This window comes from Zhihengliuella flava (assembly GCF_015751895.1).
Lineage (GTDB): Bacteria > Actinomycetota > Actinomycetes > Actinomycetales > Micrococcaceae > Zhihengliuella > Zhihengliuella flava.
Genome location: NZ_JADOTZ010000001.1, coordinates 332389 through 349576 on the forward strand (window position 1 = coordinate 332389; position 17188 = coordinate 349576).

Annotated in this window: 13 protein-coding genes; 1 reads left to right on the forward strand and 12 read right to left on the reverse strand. The window is 64.4% G+C overall.

What is annotated here, in order from left to right:
* Window positions 1-34: 34 nt before the first annotated feature.
* From IW252_RS01610 to IW252_RS01645, 8 genes are all read right to left on the reverse strand, one after another.
* On the reverse strand, window positions 35-1459 hold the full coding sequence (locus IW252_RS01610; RefSeq protein ID WP_196834974.1) for a sugar nucleotide-binding protein: 1425 nt from the start codon (window positions 1457-1459) through the stop codon (window positions 35-37).
* Between the two features lie 3 nt (window positions 1460-1462).
* Window positions 1463-2461, reverse strand: a complete 999-nt coding sequence (gene rfbB, locus IW252_RS01615; RefSeq protein WP_196834975.1) for a dTDP-glucose 4,6-dehydratase — start codon at window positions 2459-2461, stop codon at window positions 1463-1465.
* An 88-nt stretch (window positions 2462-2549) separates the two neighbouring features.
* Window positions 2550-6485, reverse strand: coding sequence for a glycosyltransferase family protein (locus IW252_RS01620; protein ID WP_196834976.1), 3936 nt, complete (start codon window positions 6483-6485; stop codon window positions 2550-2552).
* Window positions 6486-6565: 80 nt separating this feature from the next.
* Window positions 6566-7360 carry a hypothetical protein gene (locus tag IW252_RS01625; protein ID WP_196834977.1) on the reverse strand — a complete coding sequence of 265 codons (795 nt, stop codon included), beginning with the start codon at window positions 7358-7360 and terminating at the stop codon, window positions 6566-6568.
* Window positions 7353-8252: an ABC transporter permease gene (locus tag IW252_RS01630; protein ID WP_196834978.1), complete on the reverse strand. Its 900-nt coding sequence runs from the start codon at window positions 8250-8252 to the stop codon at window positions 7353-7355. The genes IW252_RS01625 and IW252_RS01630 overlap by 8 nt, the downstream gene beginning before the upstream one ends.
* A complete protein-coding gene (locus IW252_RS01635; RefSeq protein ID WP_196834979.1) occupies window positions 8249-10012 on the reverse strand; it encodes a glycosyltransferase family 4 protein in 1764 nt (587 codons plus the stop codon). The genes IW252_RS01630 and IW252_RS01635 overlap by 4 nt, the downstream gene beginning before the upstream one ends.
* A 3-nt stretch (window positions 10013-10015) precedes the next feature.
* Entirely contained in the window at window positions 10016-10858 is an 843-nt protein-coding gene (locus IW252_RS01640) for an OCRE domain-containing protein (protein ID WP_196834980.1), read from the reverse strand.
* 78 nt (window positions 10859-10936) lie between these two features.
* Window positions 10937-11980: an LCP family protein gene (locus IW252_RS01645; RefSeq protein WP_231365864.1), complete on the reverse strand. Its 1044-nt coding sequence runs from the start codon at window positions 11978-11980 to the stop codon at window positions 10937-10939.
* A gap of 147 nt (window positions 11981-12127) precedes the next feature.
* On the opposite strand from IW252_RS01645, the gene IW252_RS01650 reads away from it, so the two are divergent.
* The gene (locus tag IW252_RS01650) at window positions 12128-12619 is read left to right on the forward strand and encodes a DUF3515 domain-containing protein (protein WP_196834981.1); all 492 of its coding nucleotides are present in this window, start codon (window positions 12128-12130) and stop codon (window positions 12617-12619) included.
* Between the two features lie 35 nt (window positions 12620-12654).
* Here IW252_RS01650 and IW252_RS01655 read toward each other — a convergent pair whose 3' ends face one another.
* From IW252_RS01655 to murA, 4 genes are read right to left on the reverse strand one after another with little or no spacing between them, the layout of a single operon-like run.
* Window positions 12655-13806: a D-alanine--D-alanine ligase family protein gene (locus IW252_RS01655; protein ID WP_196834982.1), complete on the reverse strand. Its 1152-nt coding sequence runs from the start codon at window positions 13804-13806 to the stop codon at window positions 12655-12657.
* Between the two features lie 3 nt (window positions 13807-13809).
* Window positions 13810-14859 carry an NAD(P)H-dependent glycerol-3-phosphate dehydrogenase gene (locus tag IW252_RS01660; RefSeq protein ID WP_408065777.1) on the reverse strand — a complete coding sequence of 350 codons (1050 nt, stop codon included), beginning with the start codon at window positions 14857-14859 and terminating at the stop codon, window positions 13810-13812.
* Between the two features lie 56 nt (window positions 14860-14915).
* Window positions 14916-15677, reverse strand: a complete 762-nt coding sequence (locus tag IW252_RS01665) for a lysophospholipid acyltransferase family protein (RefSeq protein ID WP_196834983.1) — start codon at window positions 15675-15677, stop codon at window positions 14916-14918.
* Window positions 15678-15682: 5 nt separating this feature from the next.
* Window positions 15683-17005, reverse strand: a complete 1323-nt coding sequence (gene murA, locus IW252_RS01670) for a UDP-N-acetylglucosamine 1-carboxyvinyltransferase (protein ID WP_196834984.1) — start codon at window positions 17003-17005, stop codon at window positions 15683-15685.
* Window positions 17006-17188: the final 183 nt, after the last annotated feature.

Here is a 17188-nt window from a genome sequence, read left to right on the forward strand (position 1 = left end):
TATTCTGTTCGAAAGTGCGCAACGCGGACCGCAACTACGACGAGAGTGAGCTGACGTACCGTGCTAGGGCCACGAACTGGTCCTCGGGGGCGAATCCCGTGCTTTTCACTTTGGCGAGATCCAGCGCACTGTTCAGTGGCCGTGGTGCGATTCCCATCTTGCCTGCATAGTACTCTTCAGTGCTCACTGGGCTCACGCGCGCAGGATCATGGCCCGACAGCTTAAAGACACGCGCGGCGATGTCTGCCCAGCTGGCCACTTCGCCACCATTGCTCATGTTGTAGGCGCCATAATCAGCAGTAGAGCGCAACAAGTGGTCGACGGCACGAGCCAACTCGCTTGCGAAGGTCAATCGGCCGAACTGATCGGCCACTACCGTAGGGTCTATCCCCTTTTCGGCTAGCGTCGCCATCGTCGTCACAAAATTCTTACCGTCGCCGACAACCCACGACGTGCGCAGAATATAGTGCGCCGGGGTCGTTGCCACCGCCAGGTCCCCTGCAGCTTTCGACTGCCCGTAGACCCCCAACGGCGCGAAATCCTCAAGCTCATCGTGCGATTCACGCTCACCGTCAAAGACATAGTCACTCGACACGTGAACTAAGCACAGACCGTGCTGAGTCGCGATGCGCGCCAGCGCGGCAGGTCCCGCTGCATTCACGGCCCAAGCCTCCGCGCGGCCTTCGGGGGTCTCTGCACCGTCGACGGCCGTATAGGCGGCCGCATTAATGACCGTCCCATACTGAGACCAGCTCACGGATTCGAGGGTTACGGGGCGAGCCAGATCCACCTGATCTCGGGCCACATAGTCGACGTCGTCCCGATCCTCCCAGAGCTGGGCCAGAGCCCGGCCCAGCTGCCCGTTGGCGCCAACAACCAAGGTGCGCTTCGGCTTCATCGGTTCAACCTCGGCTAGCCGAGGGTGCGTTTCGTCTTTCGTCGACAGTTCGCCTTCGCTGAGCGGGATGGGCCACGGGATGTCCGCGGTCTCGTCCGCTAGGTTCAGGAACGTGTAGTCACTCTGCGCCTCGGCCGACCAGTGGTCGTTAACCAAGTACGTGTAGGCCGTGTTTTCTTCGAGTGCCTGAAATGCGTTACCCACGCCGCGGGGCACGAACACGGCCACCGACGGGTCAATTTCGCAGTAGTAGGTTGCGCCGAACGAGGGGCCTTCGCGAAGGTCCACCCAGGCACCAAAGACTCGTCCCGTGGCTACCGAAATGTACTTGTCCCATGGCTCAGCGTGAATTCCTCGCGTGACGCCCACCGTCGCGTTAAAGGAGATGTTGTTCTGGACCGGCCCGAAATCCGGCAAGCCCAGTGCCGCCATTTTTTCGCGCTGCCAGTTCTCCTTGAACCAGCCGCGGTTATCGCCGTGGACAGGCAGGTCGATGACCTTGAACCCGGGAATCGGCGTCTCACGGATGTTCAGTGCTTTACCAGTCTGCAGCTTGGCCATAGCTTAGTGCCCCGTCTTCGCATACTTGGCTTCAGCCGCGGCCTTCTGGGCGCGCCACCACGACTCGTTTTCGCGGTACCACGTGATCGTGGCTGACAATCCAGCCTCGAAGTCGGTGTACTTCGGCTCCCAGCCGAGTTCCTCCCGCAAGCGGGTCGCGTCGATGGCGTAGCGCATGTCATGCCCCGGGCGATCCTTCACGTGGTCAAACGCGTCGGAGTCTTGGCCCATCTGCGTCAGGATGGCCCGCACCACCTGGAGGTTGTTCTTCTCGCCGTCGGCACCAATCAGGTACGTCTGACCGGCCTGACCGCGTTCGAGAATGGCCAGCACCGCGGACGAGTGATCGTCCGCATGGATCCAGTCGCGAACATTCTCTCCCTTGCCGTACAGGCGCGGGCGGACCCCGTCGATCACGTTAGTGATCTGGCGCGGGATGAACTTCTCGACGTGCTGGCGCGGACCGTAGTTGTTGGAACAGTTGGAGAGGGTGGCGTTCACGCCGAACGAGCGTACCCAGGCCCGCACCAAGTGATCGCTTCCCGCCTTCGTGGACGAGTAGGGGCTTGACGGGTTGTACGGGGTCTCCGGCGTGAACTTCGCCGGGTCATCGAGCTCCAGGTCGCCGTAGACCTCGTCGGTGGAGATGTGGTGGAAGCGCGTCCCGTACTTGCGGACTGCTTCCAACAGGACGAACGTCCCGATGATGTTCGTCTGAACGAACGGCGACGGATCATTGAGCGAATTATCGTTGTGTGACTCGGCGGCGTAGTGCACCACCGCGTCCACATCCTGGACCAATGCGTCAACCAGCGTGGCATCGGCGATGTCGCCTTCGACGAGGCGCACCCTCTCCTCCGGCAAACCCGCCAGAGATTCGCGATGGCCTGCGTAGGTCAGCTTGTCGAGGACCACCACGTCATAGTCGGTGTTCGCTACGACAAAGTGGACAAAGTTCGATCCGATAAAGCCGGCGCCACCGGTCACGAGGAGAGTGCACATACTCTTCAGCATATGGCACCTGCTCCACGTGTTCTAACCTAGGCACACCGCTGCGGATCCAGACATTTAACCCGCATTTACCGCTCGTTCAGGAGGGATCCAACTCGTTCATCAGGGAATGCATCACGACGCTGCGGCTAAACTGCCGTGCCACTTCCCGAGAGGCGGCCCCGCGCCTTGTGAATAACGGTGGGTTATCCGCGCAGGACAGGAGATCCGCTGCCATGGCAGCAACGTCGTCGTACACCCATTCCCCCGGGTAAATGTCCTCAACGCCCGGCCAGGACAGCGACATGGGTAGCGCGCCGGAGGCCGCCCCGTCGGCCAGTGTCAGGTGGAACGACTCGAAGTCGCTCATGGACAAGGCCACACCAATGCGTCCGTAAAAGTCGGTCATGTCCATGCCAAAGCCCGCGAAGTCGACAGCTCCGGCCAGCAGCGGGTCGCTTGTGCACCGTTCAAATTGACGCTCGAAGTATTGCCGCTGGTCCTCCTGGCGCATGATCCACGGGTACTCCTCCGGCAGTTTGCCCTTGACGACGAGGTGGAATCGTTCATCGTGGGCTCGCAGAATGGCCAGGAGGTCCAGTGCGCGGTCGAGGTGTTTCTGGGAAGGCACCATGCCAACGAGACCTAGTGTGAATCGTGCTTCCATATTCTTGGGCAAGTCGAAGAGCGCGGGGGCGACGGCATTCGGGACGACCGTTGTGGCGGCTCTGTCCAACCCGTAGGTGATGCATGCGGCGTCCCGCACGTGCCCGCCGACGAAGATCCACCGGTCTACCCGCGAGAGATCCACGTCGCGAAGGTACGGCGTGAAGAGCTCCTGCGAATGAAAGCGAACGATGAGCCGCTGATGCGGCTCCACGTGTCGGGCGTACCACGCAGCGTTGCCCAGAGCCCATTCACACCACACCACGTCGGCTTGGCGGAGGAGGTGCTCGCTCTGTTCGACGTCGTGTTCCTCATGGTCGCCCCAGGCGTCTCTCTGAACGTTCCACCCGGCCACCTCCAGCTCGTGGACGAGGCCATCTGCAAACTTCAGGTCATGTCCTGCGATCAACAAAGACGGGCGCCCATGGCTTCGGGACACTGACGGCGCCCCCTCGGTGCGCAGCAGATCCCGTGGCAGCTCTACCGCGGAATCACCAGGCACAGGAGCCTCCCCAAACCAGAAAGCTGGTACTTTCTGATCCACCGCACGGATCGCCGGTCGGCCACATGTCTGGTCAGTCTCAGGGGAAACGTCGGGGCCTACGGTTGCCGCAATGGGGGCCGCTGCTGGCCACAGTTGCTGCCCAATCCACCACAGCCGTGCGAGGTCTTCGGCCAGCGTGGGCGCCAACAGCAATTCATCGGTTCCACCCTCCTGACACGTGAAGACGGCGGTAGCCAACTCGGGATCTGGCTCCTGGATGACGCCTACCCCCGCACTTCGAAGAGTTGCCTTCGCGGCCTCGAAGTCGCCCACCGCCTGTTTGTTCTCGGCACGCACAAGGACACTCTGCGGCCGGTGCGTCTGCGCCAGCACAGTCTGCGCCACGGCCTCCGTCGCGTGGTCGAGCTCGAGCTGATATGCGGGCAGCGAGGCTCCCTCGACGCCAACGCCAGCCGTGCGGAGCATGATGACCAAGCGGTGGCTCGCCAAGTGACTGCGGTAGACGTGCCGCGCCAAGCGCCACCCGTCCCGGCGGCGCTCGGCCGGATGATCACGCCAATAATCGATGAGTTCGCGGGCCTCTTCACGACTGGTCGGTTGGGGCACCAGGTCGCCAAACAGGCCCGTGACCGCTTGCCCCCGCCCGCTGATCACGGGAGTCCCACACGCAGCGATTTCCGCAACTCGCCGGGAGAACATCGTCGGGGACGTGGACACAGAGTTGACGTTGAGATGAATCGCGTGCGCCCGGTACGCCTCGAGGGTCGCCGGATACGTCAGGCCTGCCTTAACCGATGACGCGACGTGCTCCGGGAATCGGTAGGGACTGTTCTGAACGGTGAGCTGACGATCGTAGATCGCTAGGTCACCGCCGGCTGCGTCCAAGAGCATCTCCAGTTCGGCCGAGCGCTCCGGATAGCGGTCCCCATAGTACGTTCCCGCATAGGACACGAGCTCCGGTGCTGCCGCTTCGCCGTCGTACTCCGTGTCCAGCCGCGCCGGGTGCGTCTCTGCGGAGACGGGGTGGTGCAGCCGGGGCTGGGCGAAGAAGGGCGCTGAAATGACCATAACTCCCTCCCCGATGTGCTGCAGGTAGGTCGGGAGGCAGTCCGCATCGGTCGTCGCGACGACATCAAAGAGGAGCGCGTTCTCGATAAAGCGGTCGGTGTGGACGGGATCTTCCTTGTTCCAGAAAATCGTCGGAATCAACCGTTCCCGGCACGCTAGGACCAGGTGGCGTAATGGCTCGCTCTCGGCATCGCTGTAGTGCCCAACGCCGCGCGTCCACGCACCGCCGTTGCCAGCCCACGCCGATTCAACGATCAGGGCGTCCAGCGCTTCCTCCTCGAGAACCGTCCCCCAGTTTTCCGGCGTCAACGGAATAAGGGTGGCTTCCCCCGCGAGTGCGGCAGCCGTGAATTCGTCGGCAATCAGCCCAATTCGCACGTCACTCAACCGCGGCAACCGGGTTGCGGTGGACCCCGAAGCCAACGATCGGTGCCGTGCCCACAGTTGATCTGCGCGCTCCTGCAGGCTGTACTTTTCCACGACGTGGCGGCGCACGCGTCTCGCCGCGTCAGCTCGGCCTGGCGCATCTTGAACCCAACGCCGCAGCTCATCGACGGACGCCGAGTCGACGGCGAGGACACCCATGGCCTCGGCCCGAACCCGCACGGCGTCCAGCGGTGCATCGGCCTCAGCCGTGTCCCAGAGCAGAATGTCCGCCAACGAGAGAAGTCGATCGAAGGTGCCATGAACTGAATGCCCCGATCCGCCCCGGGACAGTGCCACGGTTTGCTCGCCCAGCCCGGCCGTCGCGAGTTCTTGCATGAGCGCGTCGGCAACCGGCTGGGTGTCGCAGAACAAGATCACCTTGACCGCGGCAGCATCGCCGGCTGAGGCGAGGATTCGCCGAGCCAGAGGGACGGCACTCGCTAGGTGCTCCGGTGCTGGCACCAGCACAACGACGTCGTCCGGCTCCAGTTTGAGGTGTGCACGCACCGCGCGGACAAGGTCCCGATCGCGGCGCTGCGGGAAGTAGCGTCGCGTTTCGACGACGACGGGCGCGGCGGGGTCCACGGCAGGATCCGCAACCGCCGGGACATTAAAACGCCTCGCGGCAACCTCAGCCGCCACCCTCACCATCGGGTCAGTCACGGCGAGGTGAACCGTCGCGGGACGATGCGTCATGAGTGCCCGCCCGAGCGCGTCGGCCACGACCTGCCACCCCAACGCGGGGCTTTCAGGCAGGGCCGGTGCCTGGTGGACAACGACGTCCGCTCCGAGCCAATCTAACCGCCGCGCGGTGTCGCTGAGAGTTTCTTCGATGAGCTCATCGGTCAGCTCCCGCTGCGCGAAGGTGCTTTGGGATGCGTCGCGGACGACGAGGACCCGGTCCGGAACCGGATGATAGGCCGGGTGCGCCCCCAGAGGTGGCAGAGCGGAAAGATCCGCTCCACCCATGGGGGCAGTCGTTGGAACTTGACGTGCGTCCGCTGCCGGCCCGTGACGTGGGGGGCGGCTACTCTGCTGCACTCCACGATCTCGGGGACCCCAGGTAGTGGAGGTGAGTCGGCGGAGAACCTTTCCAACCTTGCCGCCGAGATGAATCAGCCGGACGGCAGGATTCTTCAGCAGTCGCGCGTGGGCGTGCTTGAAACGTTCGGCCCGTTCGGCCTGCCTGACGTACAACTCATTGAGGCGGTCACGCCGCGCCACTGCAGCGGCCAACGTGCGGCGCACCGACGCGAGCTCATGGTTCAGGCGCGCGACTTCACGTCGCGAACTCTGCAATTCTGCATCGGTGCTGGCCACATGGGCCAGCAGCTCCTGCGGCTCATCCGCAAACCGCTGGTACTCGCGCATGTGCGCATAACGCCGTGCGCGAGCCGCGGGGCTCGTGTCGGCGGCGGACCGTGGCGGCCTCCTCTTGCTCAACGCCACGTTCAGTCCGCCCCGTGAAGAACGATCCGTCGAGGCGGGATTTGGTTCTTCCGCACCCGGTGGATGCGCCTGATCTCTGCCTCGTCCTGAGCGCGCTGGGCCTTGACGAGGGCGGCCTTCATCTTCCGCATTCGACCCGGATCGGCCTCGCCGACCAGCTGGCCGTCTTCCATCCAGAGGATCCGATCGGGACGGTTCATCAGAACACGCGCCTCCGGGGCCGTCATCACCACAGATCCGCCGCTCTCCCGAAACGCATCGAGGTGCGCTGCACCGTACTCATCATCAATGGCCTCGAAGAACGCCGAGGCCGGGTGCAGAACCATCACCGGTCGCTGCAATGCGAGGCCCATATGGAGGCGCGCCCGCTGAACCACATCCTCCTCCACATTGCCGACGGTCATGCCGAGCAGATCAGTCACATCGGCGTCGATGGCCACGGATTCGATCATCCGCTTCAGGGCTCGGCCGCTGATTTTGTACGCCATACCCATGGACGTGAGGTTGAACCGCAGTGATTCTTGCGGATCGAACGTGTTGGCTCCGGTGAGGACGACGACGTCGTGGCGGCTAAAGACTCGACCGCTGGCGGCCCCGACGCTGCCGACGATGAGGTCAATCAGCAAGTCAACGCCGTCTTGGCGATTGCCAATGATACCGACCGTTTCGCCCGGAAAAAGTGCCACACTGAGCGGTCCGAGATGCACCTCGAGGGCAGTCTTACCGCTGCCATAAGTGTGGGTAGCGGCCACGTTGTGGAGCACGAGGTGCGGATGAATCGGCGTCTGGTCAGTCAACGCTTGCCCGGTCCTTTCGGTAGCGGCCGCCACGGTGCCAGATCAGAAATGCGCCGAGCAGAGTTGGGATCAATCCCCACAGCCCAAGCACAATCCAGCCATCGGCAGGTGGCCACGTTGCGTAGATCAAAAGATCGCGGGTCAGTTCCAACACCCAGCGAAGTGGATTCCAGTATGAAATGAACTCGAAAGCTGGTCCTAAATTCTCGATGCGGCTAATTTCAAACATAACGCCCGAACCGAACATCCAAGCTCGCATCGCGATACGCAGCAGGTTGTCTAAATCGGGAATGATCCCGACCCAGTGCGCTGCTAGCAAGGACATCCCAAGGTTCATGAACATCTGGAGCGGAACGATAAGCAATGCTCCAAAGGCCAATGCGGTGAACTCTTCAACGGGAGGGATCAGCACGATCAGGAGGACCAACACTAGATATCCGGGGAGACCGCTAAGCCAAACTCTCAGGTTGGAAACGATCGGGACAACGACGGGCGGGAGCCCGGCCGCATCAACGAGTTTATTATCTTTGACGTAAGACTTCGCCGCGTTCGTAACACACCGGGCGCTCATGCGGTACATGAAAATCCCGATCAAAAGGTACGCTACGAAGTTGTCAATGCCCTTGTCGAGTTGCAGGATCAACGCAAAGAGGGCGTAGTAGAGGATGCCATCCAAAATGGGGTTCAGGATGAGCCAGAGATGACCGAGAATCATCTCGCGCCCTTCACCTTGAACACTAGTACGCGCCTCGTGAAACACGAAGCTGCGGGCGTCCCAGACCTTGAGAAGGTAGTCGCTGAAAGAGGACCGTGCGCCGCGTTCGGTGAGGCCACTGACGTTAACGACGACCGGTTCCTGCTGGGGCCGAGCCGCCTGTTTGGCTTCACTCATGCAGTTTCCTCTTCCACGGTCACTACCGTACTGCGACCACTCATCGCCAGCTGGTAGGCCTCGATACTGATCTGCGCGTTGCGCGGCCAGGTCCGGTGCGTGAGCACCTCCCGACGGCCGTGGCGGCCCATGCTCATGCGGAGTTCCTTGTCCTCCAGCAGCTGCCGTAGCGCCGTCGCGAGCGCCGCGGGATCCTCCGGCGGCACGGCCAAGCCGCTCTCCCCCGGCCGCACCAGTTCCGTCAGGGCGGGCAGGTCAGCCACGACGACGGGGCGTTCCGAGGCCATGGCCTCAACCGGTTTCAGCGGCGTGACCGTGCGCGTGACCTGGAAGTCCTTCCGCGGGACCACGAATACGTCCAAAGCTCGGTGCCACAGCGGAGCCTCGCGTGCTGGCACCCGCCCTCGGAAAATGGCCGCTGGCTCCAGCCCGAGCGAGATCGCGTGGGCCCTCAATCGCGGCATCGCGGCACCGTCTCCCACGATCACCAGTTCGACGTCCCGCCGCTCCGCGGCAATCTGCGCGTAGGCCGTCAGCAAATCGTCGAGACCCTCATAGTCCACCAAGGAGGAGACGGTGCCAATGTGGAGGCGATCGCTATCCAGGTGCACGGCGGCCTTAGCCTTGGCGTGTTCCAGCGGCGGCTCAAGGTACGCGCTGCCGACGCCATTGGGCAAGATGAACACCCGCTCTTCCGGCGTCCCGCTGCGAATGATGCGTTCCCGCATGGCCCGCCCCAAGGTAAACACGGCTGCCGCCGACCGCTGAACCTCGGCCTCACGAGCGACGAACCGCTGATAGCGTTCCGTGCTGGTCGCCGTCGTGCCGTGTTTGGAGGCCCACGTATCCGCCAACTGGCCGCGCACTTCGTACACCCACGGGATGCCCAGCGCCTCCGCCACCGCTCGCACCACAAGCCCATTGACGAAGTGCGTGGTGGTGTGGAGCACGGCCGGGCGAAGCCGCAGCGCGAGGGATAGCAGCTCTTCCGCCTCGCGCTGCAGGCGCGCGTCCAGACCCGGGGGCACGGCAGCGGCCGGGAGCCGGTGATAAACGACCCCGTCCACGGTCTCCGACTCCGGGGCATCGAGGACTCCGATCGACTCGGGATATCCGCGTCGCGTCACCGCGTGAACGTCCCACCCCTCGGCTGCCTGAGCGCCGAGCAATGACTGGGACCGATACGTGTACCCCGTGGAGGTGTAGGGCACCGAGTTAGTAAGCAGGTGGAGCACCGTGGCTTCTGCCGGCCTGTAGTCCGAGACGGCGCGGAGCCGCGGTACCCAGTCGTGGAACACGGCGCGCTCGCCCCGCATCCGTTCCAGCATGCGCCGGTGCGGGGTCTCGGCGCTCGCGAGGCGCTCGATGGCTTCCTCTAACCGGCCCTGATAGAAGTCCAAATTCGCCAGAGTGCGAGCCGTGCCCTGCCGTCCGCCAATCCGGGCGGCGAATTCGCCCGACAGCCCCGGCAGTTGGGCGTGGAGTGCCACATCGGCAAAGTACTGTGCCCGCTTGCCGTGCGGCGCCCGTTCGAGCGCCTCGTTCAGGCGAAAGGTCAACGTTTCGCTTTCCTCGAGCACCAAGGCGCTCAGCGCCGCCGTCCGCGAGGAGGGCCGGACACTGAGCAGGCGGTCAACGACAGCGAGGGCACCGCGCGAGACACTGCCAGCGCGTCGATTAAAGACGCGGTAGACGAAGCCCACCGGGTCTTCGCGCCAGTTCCGGTGGATAATCGCGAGGTGCTTCAACTGTTCCTTCATCCGTCAGTGGTGGGCTTTCTTGGGCCGGCGGATGACTTTGAGGTAGTACACGACGGCGGCGGCGAGGACACCGACGAAGACCAGGGCGTTGACCCACAGCTGATTGCTAGTGCTGGCGGCCTGCTCCACGTCGGCGACCGTCTTCGTGCCGGGTTCTGTTGCTGCGCCGGATGGTTGACTCGCGCCGGCCGCGGCGGATGACGCGCTGGCCAAGGCCTCCTCGCTAGACCGACCGCTTGAGGGCGAGGCGTCAACGGACGCGCTCGCGGTGCTACTCCCCTCCGCACTCGACGCAGAGGTCGATACCCCGCTTGAACTGGCGGTCGCCGGGTCCGCATACAGCACCCGGCCCGTGGTGAAGCTGTAGACGTACCCCGAATCCGCCAAGGAGCCCGGCAGCACCATGTGACCCGTCGAGGGAACGATCAGGTATCCGGTGCGTGGGTGCACGTAATAACCGGTGGCCGGGTCCACCGTGTAGCCGCCGGAGTCCTGTGGGGGGTCTAGCTGCGCTTCTTGCTGGGGCGCCGGATCGTCGTCTGTCACGGGAGCCGGCGACGCTTGGGAGGACGTCCGCGATTCTGATTCCACGGCCGTTGCTTCCGGCGTCGGGGACGGCCGAGGCGAGGGGGCGCTCGTTGACTCCGCTGAAGGCGACGGGCTGGCCAACTCGATCAGTCCGTCGCTAATGTCCGAGTCCGGCACGGTCGTGGTCCTCGCGGTCCAACCGCCCGCTCCCGGCGCGGGCTGCGGGTCAGCGTTGACGGCAGCCGACGCCGTCGTACCCCCGAAAAATCCAACGACGACGACGGCGCCCGCCGCCGTGGCAGCGGCACAGCGTGTCATGCGTGTAGTCACTCGCACTCCGTTTGCTTTCCCGCCCAACAAATTCACTAATGGCCTACCCTAGCGAAACACTGCGCGTCATTCCCCTTGAGACTGGATATAAGACGTGAACGAGTCGTTTTTCAAGGCTTGGGAGACCGCCTGCGTGCCCGCCTCATCCAGCAGAACGATGGATTGCCCGTCGGCCGAGCGGCCCGTTCCGAGCGTCGGCAAGGTATACGTATACACGTCCGAGCTGCGGACGTTGCGGAGGCTCAGGCCCAGCTGGCCCAGCTCGAAGGCGCTGAGGTCCTCATCCACGGTCACGTAGGGCGAAAACTCGTCCACAATGTCCGCAATGCGGCCCGGGTTAGTCAGCGTCTCCTGCTTCAGGAAGCCGGCCATCACCGACTTCAGGAACAGCTGCTGGTTGGCGACTCGCGTGTAGTCGCCGTCGGAGAACGCCTTCCGCTCGCGGACGAATCGCAGGGCGCGCTCGCCGCTGAGGGTGATCGTGCCCGCCTCATAGTGTTGGGGGTCAGGAGGCGCGGTGGTGAACTCGCGGGGATTGTTGACCTCCACGCCGCCCAGGGCGTCGGTCAGCCCCCGAAAGCCCTCGAAGTCGATAAACGCCACATGATCCACCGGGACGTCCAGCAAGGATTCGACCGTTTGCACCAGCAGTGGAACGCCGCCGAAGGCCAGGGCCGCGTTAATCTTGTGCTCGCCTTGGCCCGGGATCTCCACCCACGTGTCACGCATGATGGACATGACATTGATGGATTCGCGATCACCTGGCACGTTGACCAGCATCATGGTGTCAGCCCGGGCCCCATTGGGAACACCGGCCAAGTCCTCGTTCTCGCCACTGCCGCCGCGCGCATCGGAACCGATGACGAGGTAGTTCACGGCGTCCTGACTTTCAGCCTGCCGTTCCGGGCGGGACTCCGTCGGGAACGCTGACTCAATCGTCTGAGACTTGGTGTCAAAGCTGTTGGCGAGCCGCCACACATACCCTGCGGCCAGGCCGCCGGCTGCCAGCACGAGGATGAGCAGCGACGCCAGAAAGACCCGGCCGGCGCGGCGCTTCTTGCGTGGGCGCTCACGGCCGCCCCCGTCGTCGTGCATTAATTGGTCAGTCATTCATCCCTGCTTCCTTCGGCCAAAACGTTGGCCATTATGCCAGTGCTTTATGACCGGGAGGTGACGTCCCCTCGACCAAGCTGGCAGTTTCCCCCTCCGTCGCGGGGGGCGCGGCCCCACAGCTCCAGCTTGTAGGATACCGGGGTGATGCTGGAAAACCGTCTGAAACGCACTGTGGCCGCCGGATCAATGGTCGTTGTGACCGGTCTGCTCGCCGGCTGCAGCTCCATGGTGGACGTTGAACCGGCGCCTGATGCCAATAACCCGGCCTGCGCCGACGCCATGGTGTTCCTGCCGGATACGGTCTCCGACTACGAGCGGCGCGAGACAACGAGTCAAGCCACCGCTGCGTGGGGTGACCCCGCGGCGATCGCGCTACGCTGCGGCGTGACGCCACCGCCGAGTGCTACCACCGACGCGTGCGTCGACGCCAACGGGGTGGATTGGATCGCCCAAGAGGGCGAGGACGTCTGGACCCTCACCACCTACGGCCGAGAGCCCGCCATTGAGGTCCTCTTCGACCCGAATAAGGTCCCCTCGTCCAACGTGCTGCCGGAGTTGGCGCCCTCGGTCCAGAAGATCGAGGCACAGAGCAACTGCCTCAGCTACGAAAACTCCACCGAACTCCCGGAAAGTTAGACTCCGCCCCCCTGCCGCTCGGCGCGGGGCCACGACTAACGCAGGCCGGTGCGGCGCTCCAGTGCCAGCTGGATGAGCTCGTCAATCAAGTCGGGATAGCTCAGTCCGGTCTTTTCCCACATTTGCGGGTACATGCTGTGCGGAGTAAAGCCGGGAAGCGTGTTGATCTCATTGATCACCCACCGACCATCGGGCGTATAGAAAAAGTCGACCCGGGAGAGCCCCTCGGCCCCGATGGCATCAAACGCCGCCGCGGCCAGTTCACGCACGCGGTCTAGCTCGGCATCGGGCAGTGAGGCCGGGCAGCTCAGTTGCGCAGCCGCCCCGTCCACATACTTCGCCTCAAAGTCGTAGAACGTGTGGGAGCCATCCGCCACGGCGATCTCCCCGGGCAGGGTCGTCCGGGGTGCGGCAGCGCCGCGACCCTCGAGGACGCCGCACTCGATTTCCCGCCCCTCGATGCCCTGTTCGATCACCACTTTGGGGTCATGCTGACGGGCTTCCTCGACCGCGGCGCGCAGGCCCGCCGGTTCATCGACCCGCGTGATTCCCATCGAGGAGCCAGCACGGGCCGGCTTAACGAACAAGGGATACACGAGGTGACCGGCCGACGCCAGCGCTACCTGCGGGTCGCGTCGCCACTGCTTGTCCGTGATGACGGCGTACGGCCCCACGTCGAACCCGGCCGCGGCAAAGGCAACCTTCATATGGTGCTTGTCCATCCCGATGGCGCTCGCGGCCACACCAGCACCCACATAGGGCATGTCGGCCAGTTCGAGCATGCCCTGGAGCGTGCCGTCCTCACCGAACGGCCCGTGCAGGAGCGGGAAGACGACGTCGATCCGGCCCAGGCTCTCGGCGCCGCCTCGATCCCGTTCGGCAGACGGCGTCGACGCGGAGACCGTCAGCTCAGCGCCCCGTTCGTTGGCGGCCGCATCGAGGGACAAGTGCGCCGTCAGCCCATTGGCCGTAACCTCCGGCAGCGCCCCCGATTCGAAGCTCCACTGCTCCGGCGTGGCTGCGACCGGCGTCCACGTTCCATCCTTGGTGATGCCCACGGCCACGACGTCGTAGGTGGCCGTGTCGATCGCGGAGAGTACGCCGGCCGCTGTCACGCAGGAAACGGAGTGTTCCGACGAGCGGCCGCCGAACAACAGGAGAACGCGCGGCAGGGAAGCGGAAGTCATCGTCTAGTGGGTTTCCTTTGCGGGTCGTTCGGACTTCAGGTCTCGGCCAAGGAGGCGGGCACCCATTTGCTCGGGGGTAATCTGGCCTTCGAGGACCGCCACCACGGCCTCGGTGATGGGCATTTCGATGCCGCGTTGGGCGGCGAGGTGCAGGACGGCCGGAGCGGACTTGACCCCCTCGGCGGTTTGCGTCATCGCCTCGGCCACTTGGTCCCGGGTCCGTCCCTCGCCGAGCAGGCGTCCGGCGGTGCGATTGCGTGAGAGCGGCGAGGAGCAGGTCGCCACCAAGTCTCCGAGCCCGGACAGTCCGGCCATCGTTTCGAGACGCCCGCCGAGGGAGAGCGCGAGTCGGGTGGTCTCCGCCAGGCCCCGCGTGATGACGGAGGCTTTCGTGTTGTCCCCCATGCCCATGCCGTCACAGATGCCGACGGCGAGGGCAATGACATTCTTGACGATGCCCCCGAGTTCCACCCCCGCCACATCGGTGTTGGTGTAGGGGCGGAAATAGGGTGCGCTTGCCGCCTGTGCGACGGCCGTCGCCACGGACTCGTCCGCCGCGGCCACAACGGACGCGGTGGGCTCCTCGCGCGCGATTTCGAGGGCCAAGTTGGGGCCGGAAACCACCGCCAAGTGCTCGGGCGCGATCGCCAGCTCCTGCATGATGACCTCGGACATCCGAGCATCCGTCCCGCGCTCGAGCCCCTTCATCAGGGACACGACGACGGCCCCGGGCTCCACCGCGCTGGAGACCTCGCGCAGCTGCTCTCGGAGCGACTGCGCGGGAATCGCCAAGATCACGAGTGCCGCCCCCTGCAGGGCCTCGGCGGCGTCCACCGTGGCGCTGACGTTCCGCGGCAGTGCAATATCCGGCAAATACCGGACATTGGTGTGCTCACCGTTGATCTCTTCCGCGGCTTCAGCCCGACGCGCCCAGACCGTCACGTGCGCCGCGTGGTCACCGCGGGCCAGAGCCGCGTCACCGAGCACCTTAGCGAACGTGGTGCCCCAGCTACCGGCGCCGAGGACGGCGATGCGCCGAAAGTCAGCCTGCATGTTCTCTCCGTCCATCTGCTGGTTCACCTGCTGAACATCGTCGTGCTGTTAACTGGTCACTGCGGAGCCGCGCCGGACGGACCCGATTCGAAATCTCGGCCGGTGAGTTTCTGCCCCTGAGCGGCCGGGTCCCAGAGCTCCGCGGGAGCCGTTTCCCCTCTCAGGGATTCCATCTCCGCACTCACGGCCCGCATGATCCGGTCCGTGGCCTCCAGGAGGACCGTCTTGGTCAGCGGCTTTCCGCGCAAATCCTCTAGGTCCACCGGCGGGCCCATCCGCACGACCACCCGTTTGCGCGGGAAGACGTGAAGTTTCTTGGCGTACCGGGGCAAGAGCTCCTGGGCTCCCCAGTGCGCCACCGGCACCACGGGCGCGCCGGTCTGCAGCGCCAGGCGGGCGGCCCCGGTGCGGCCGCGCATGGGCCACAAATCCGGGTCCCGGGTGAGCGTTCCTTCCGGATAGACAATCGCGACGCCGTCGTTGCTAATCAGCTCCTGCGCCGCCTGCAGGGAAGCGTTGGCGCCTTTGGAGGAGCGCGCGACGGGGATCTGGCGCGTCTTGCGCAGCACCATTCCCACCACCGGAATCTTGAACAATGATTCTTTAGCCAGAAAGCGCGGGAGTCGACCGGCACCGTACACGGCATGGCCCACCACTAACGGATCAATCTCCGTCAGGTGATTGGGGCAGGCAATGTAGCCGCCCGTTGGCTGATGCTCAAAGCCCTCCCATCGCTTGCTGAGCAGGACGTTGAGCAGCGGCCGGGCGATTCCAGCAACAATCCCGAAGGTGATTCGGGACCCCAGCGTTTCACTCATCGCCTTTAGCCCTCCGTCAGTTCGACATCCGCGCCGAGACCCTGCAGCTTCTCGAGGAAACGCTCATAGCCGCGGTTGATCAACTCAATCCCGGTGACGTTGCTGACGCCGTCCGCAGCAAGGGCCGCGATGAGGTGGGAGAAACCGCCCCGGAGATCCGGGACGTCGATATCCCGGCCAGACAATTCCGACGGGCCGGTGATCACGGCCGAGTGCAGGAAGTTTCGCTGGCCGAAGCGGCACGGGACCGAGCCGAGGCACTCGCGGTGCAGCTGAATCGTGGCCCCCATATCGACGAGGGCCTTGGTGAAGCCAAATCGGTTTTCATACACCGTCTCGTGGACGATGGAGACGCCCTTGGCCTGCGTCAAGGCCACCACCAACGGCTGCTGCCAGTCCGTCATGAACCCTGGATGGACGTCCGTTTCCAGTACCAGCGGCTTGAGCTCGCCTCCCGGATGGTAAAAGCGGATCCCGTCGTCGTGTACTTCGAACGCACCGCCGATCTTGCGGTAGGTGTTCAGGAAGGAGGTGAGATCAAACTGGTTGGCCCCCTCCACAAAGATATCGCCACGGGTCACCAGCGCTGCGGAAGCCCAAGAAGCGCCTTCATTGCGGTCGGCCAGGGCGCGGTGGTTGTAGCCGCTCAGCTGCGGCACGCCTTCAATCCGGATCACGCGATCCGTCTGGACCTGAATGATGGCCCCCATTTTCTGCAACACGGCGATCAGATCCATGATCTCCGGCTCCACCGCGGCGTTCTTCAACTCGGTGATGCCCTCGGCGCGCACCGCCGAGAGCAGGACCTGCTCCGTGGCGCCCACGGAGGGGAACGGCAGTTCCAGTTTGGCGCCCTTCAGGCCGTGCGGGGCCGTGATGGCGATGCCGTCCACGCGCTTGTCCACCACGGCACCGAAGGCGCGCAAGACGTTGAGGTGGAAATCAATGGGGCGATCACCAATCCGGCATCCCCCCAGATCCGGGATGAAGGCCTCACCGATGCTGTGAATGAGGGGGCCACAGAAGAGGATCGGGATCCGCGAGTCCCCCGCGTGGGTGTCAATTTCCTTACTCGTGGCACGCTTGGCGCCCACCGGATCCAGCGTGAGGTCCCCCGAATCTGGGTCCTTCTGCACGCTGACGCCATGGATCTGCAGGAGCGAGGTGACAATCTCGACGTCTCGAATCTCCGGGACGTTGCGCAACAGGGACGGGCTGTCACCCAGCAGGGCCGCCACCATCGCCTTGGGCACCAAATTCTTCGCGCCCCTGACACTGACAGTCCCCTTGAGGGGTACGCCGCCACGAATTGTCAGGACTTTGCCCATGGAAAGAAAACCTCGCGTTCGTTGGGTGCCCGGAGGTCACCGGGAGCTCCACGTAAGCATACAACTAGGGACTTGGCGTACCGGGCACCTCCACACGTGCGGCCCGCCACTGCCTCGGGCAGTGGCGGGCCGCTTGGCTCGGTGCACGACGGCGGAGCTCACCGGCGTCGCACACGTCGCGGA

What these genes read in the sequence shown, in the direction of transcription:
- IW252_RS01610 (WP_196834974.1), bottom strand. Translation starts at nt 1,459, where the DNA reads ATGGCCAAGCTGCAGACTGGTAAAGCACTGAACATCCGTGAGACGCCG.
- rfbB (WP_196834975.1), bottom strand. Translation starts at nt 2,461, where the DNA reads ATGTGCACTCTCCTCGTGACCGGTGGCGCCGGCTTTATCGGATCGAAC.
- IW252_RS01620 (WP_196834976.1), bottom strand. Translation starts at nt 6,485, where the DNA reads ATGCGCGAGTACCAGCGGTTTGCGGATGAGCCGCAGGAGCTGCTGGCC.
- IW252_RS01630 (WP_196834978.1), bottom strand. Translation starts at nt 8,252, where the DNA reads ATGAGTGAAGCCAAACAGGCGGCTCGGCCCCAGCAGGAACCGGTCGTC.
- IW252_RS01635 (WP_196834979.1), bottom strand. Translation starts at nt 10,012, where the DNA reads ATGAAGGAACAGTTGAAGCACCTCGCGATTATCCACCGGAACTGGCGC.
- IW252_RS01640 (WP_196834980.1), bottom strand. Translation starts at nt 10,858, where the DNA reads ATGACACGCTGTGCCGCTGCCACGGCGGCGGGCGCCGTCGTCGTCGTT.
- IW252_RS01645 (WP_231365864.1), bottom strand. Translation starts at nt 11,980, where the DNA reads ATGACTGACCAATTAATGCACGACGACGGGGGCGGCCGTGAGCGCCCA.
- IW252_RS01650 (WP_196834981.1), top strand. Translation starts at nt 12,128, where the DNA reads ATGCTGGAAAACCGTCTGAAACGCACTGTGGCCGCCGGATCAATGGTC.
- IW252_RS01655 (WP_196834982.1), bottom strand. Translation starts at nt 13,806, where the DNA reads ATGACTTCCGCTTCCCTGCCGCGCGTTCTCCTGTTGTTCGGCGGCCGC.
- IW252_RS01660 (WP_408065777.1), bottom strand. Translation starts at nt 14,859, where the DNA reads ATGCAGGCTGACTTTCGGCGCATCGCCGTCCTCGGCGCCGGTAGCTGG.
- IW252_RS01665 (WP_196834983.1), bottom strand. Translation starts at nt 15,677, where the DNA reads ATGAGTGAAACGCTGGGGTCCCGAATCACCTTCGGGATTGTTGCTGGA.
- murA (WP_196834984.1), bottom strand. Translation starts at nt 17,005, where the DNA reads ATGGGCAAAGTCCTGACAATTCGTGGCGGCGTACCCCTCAAGGGGACT.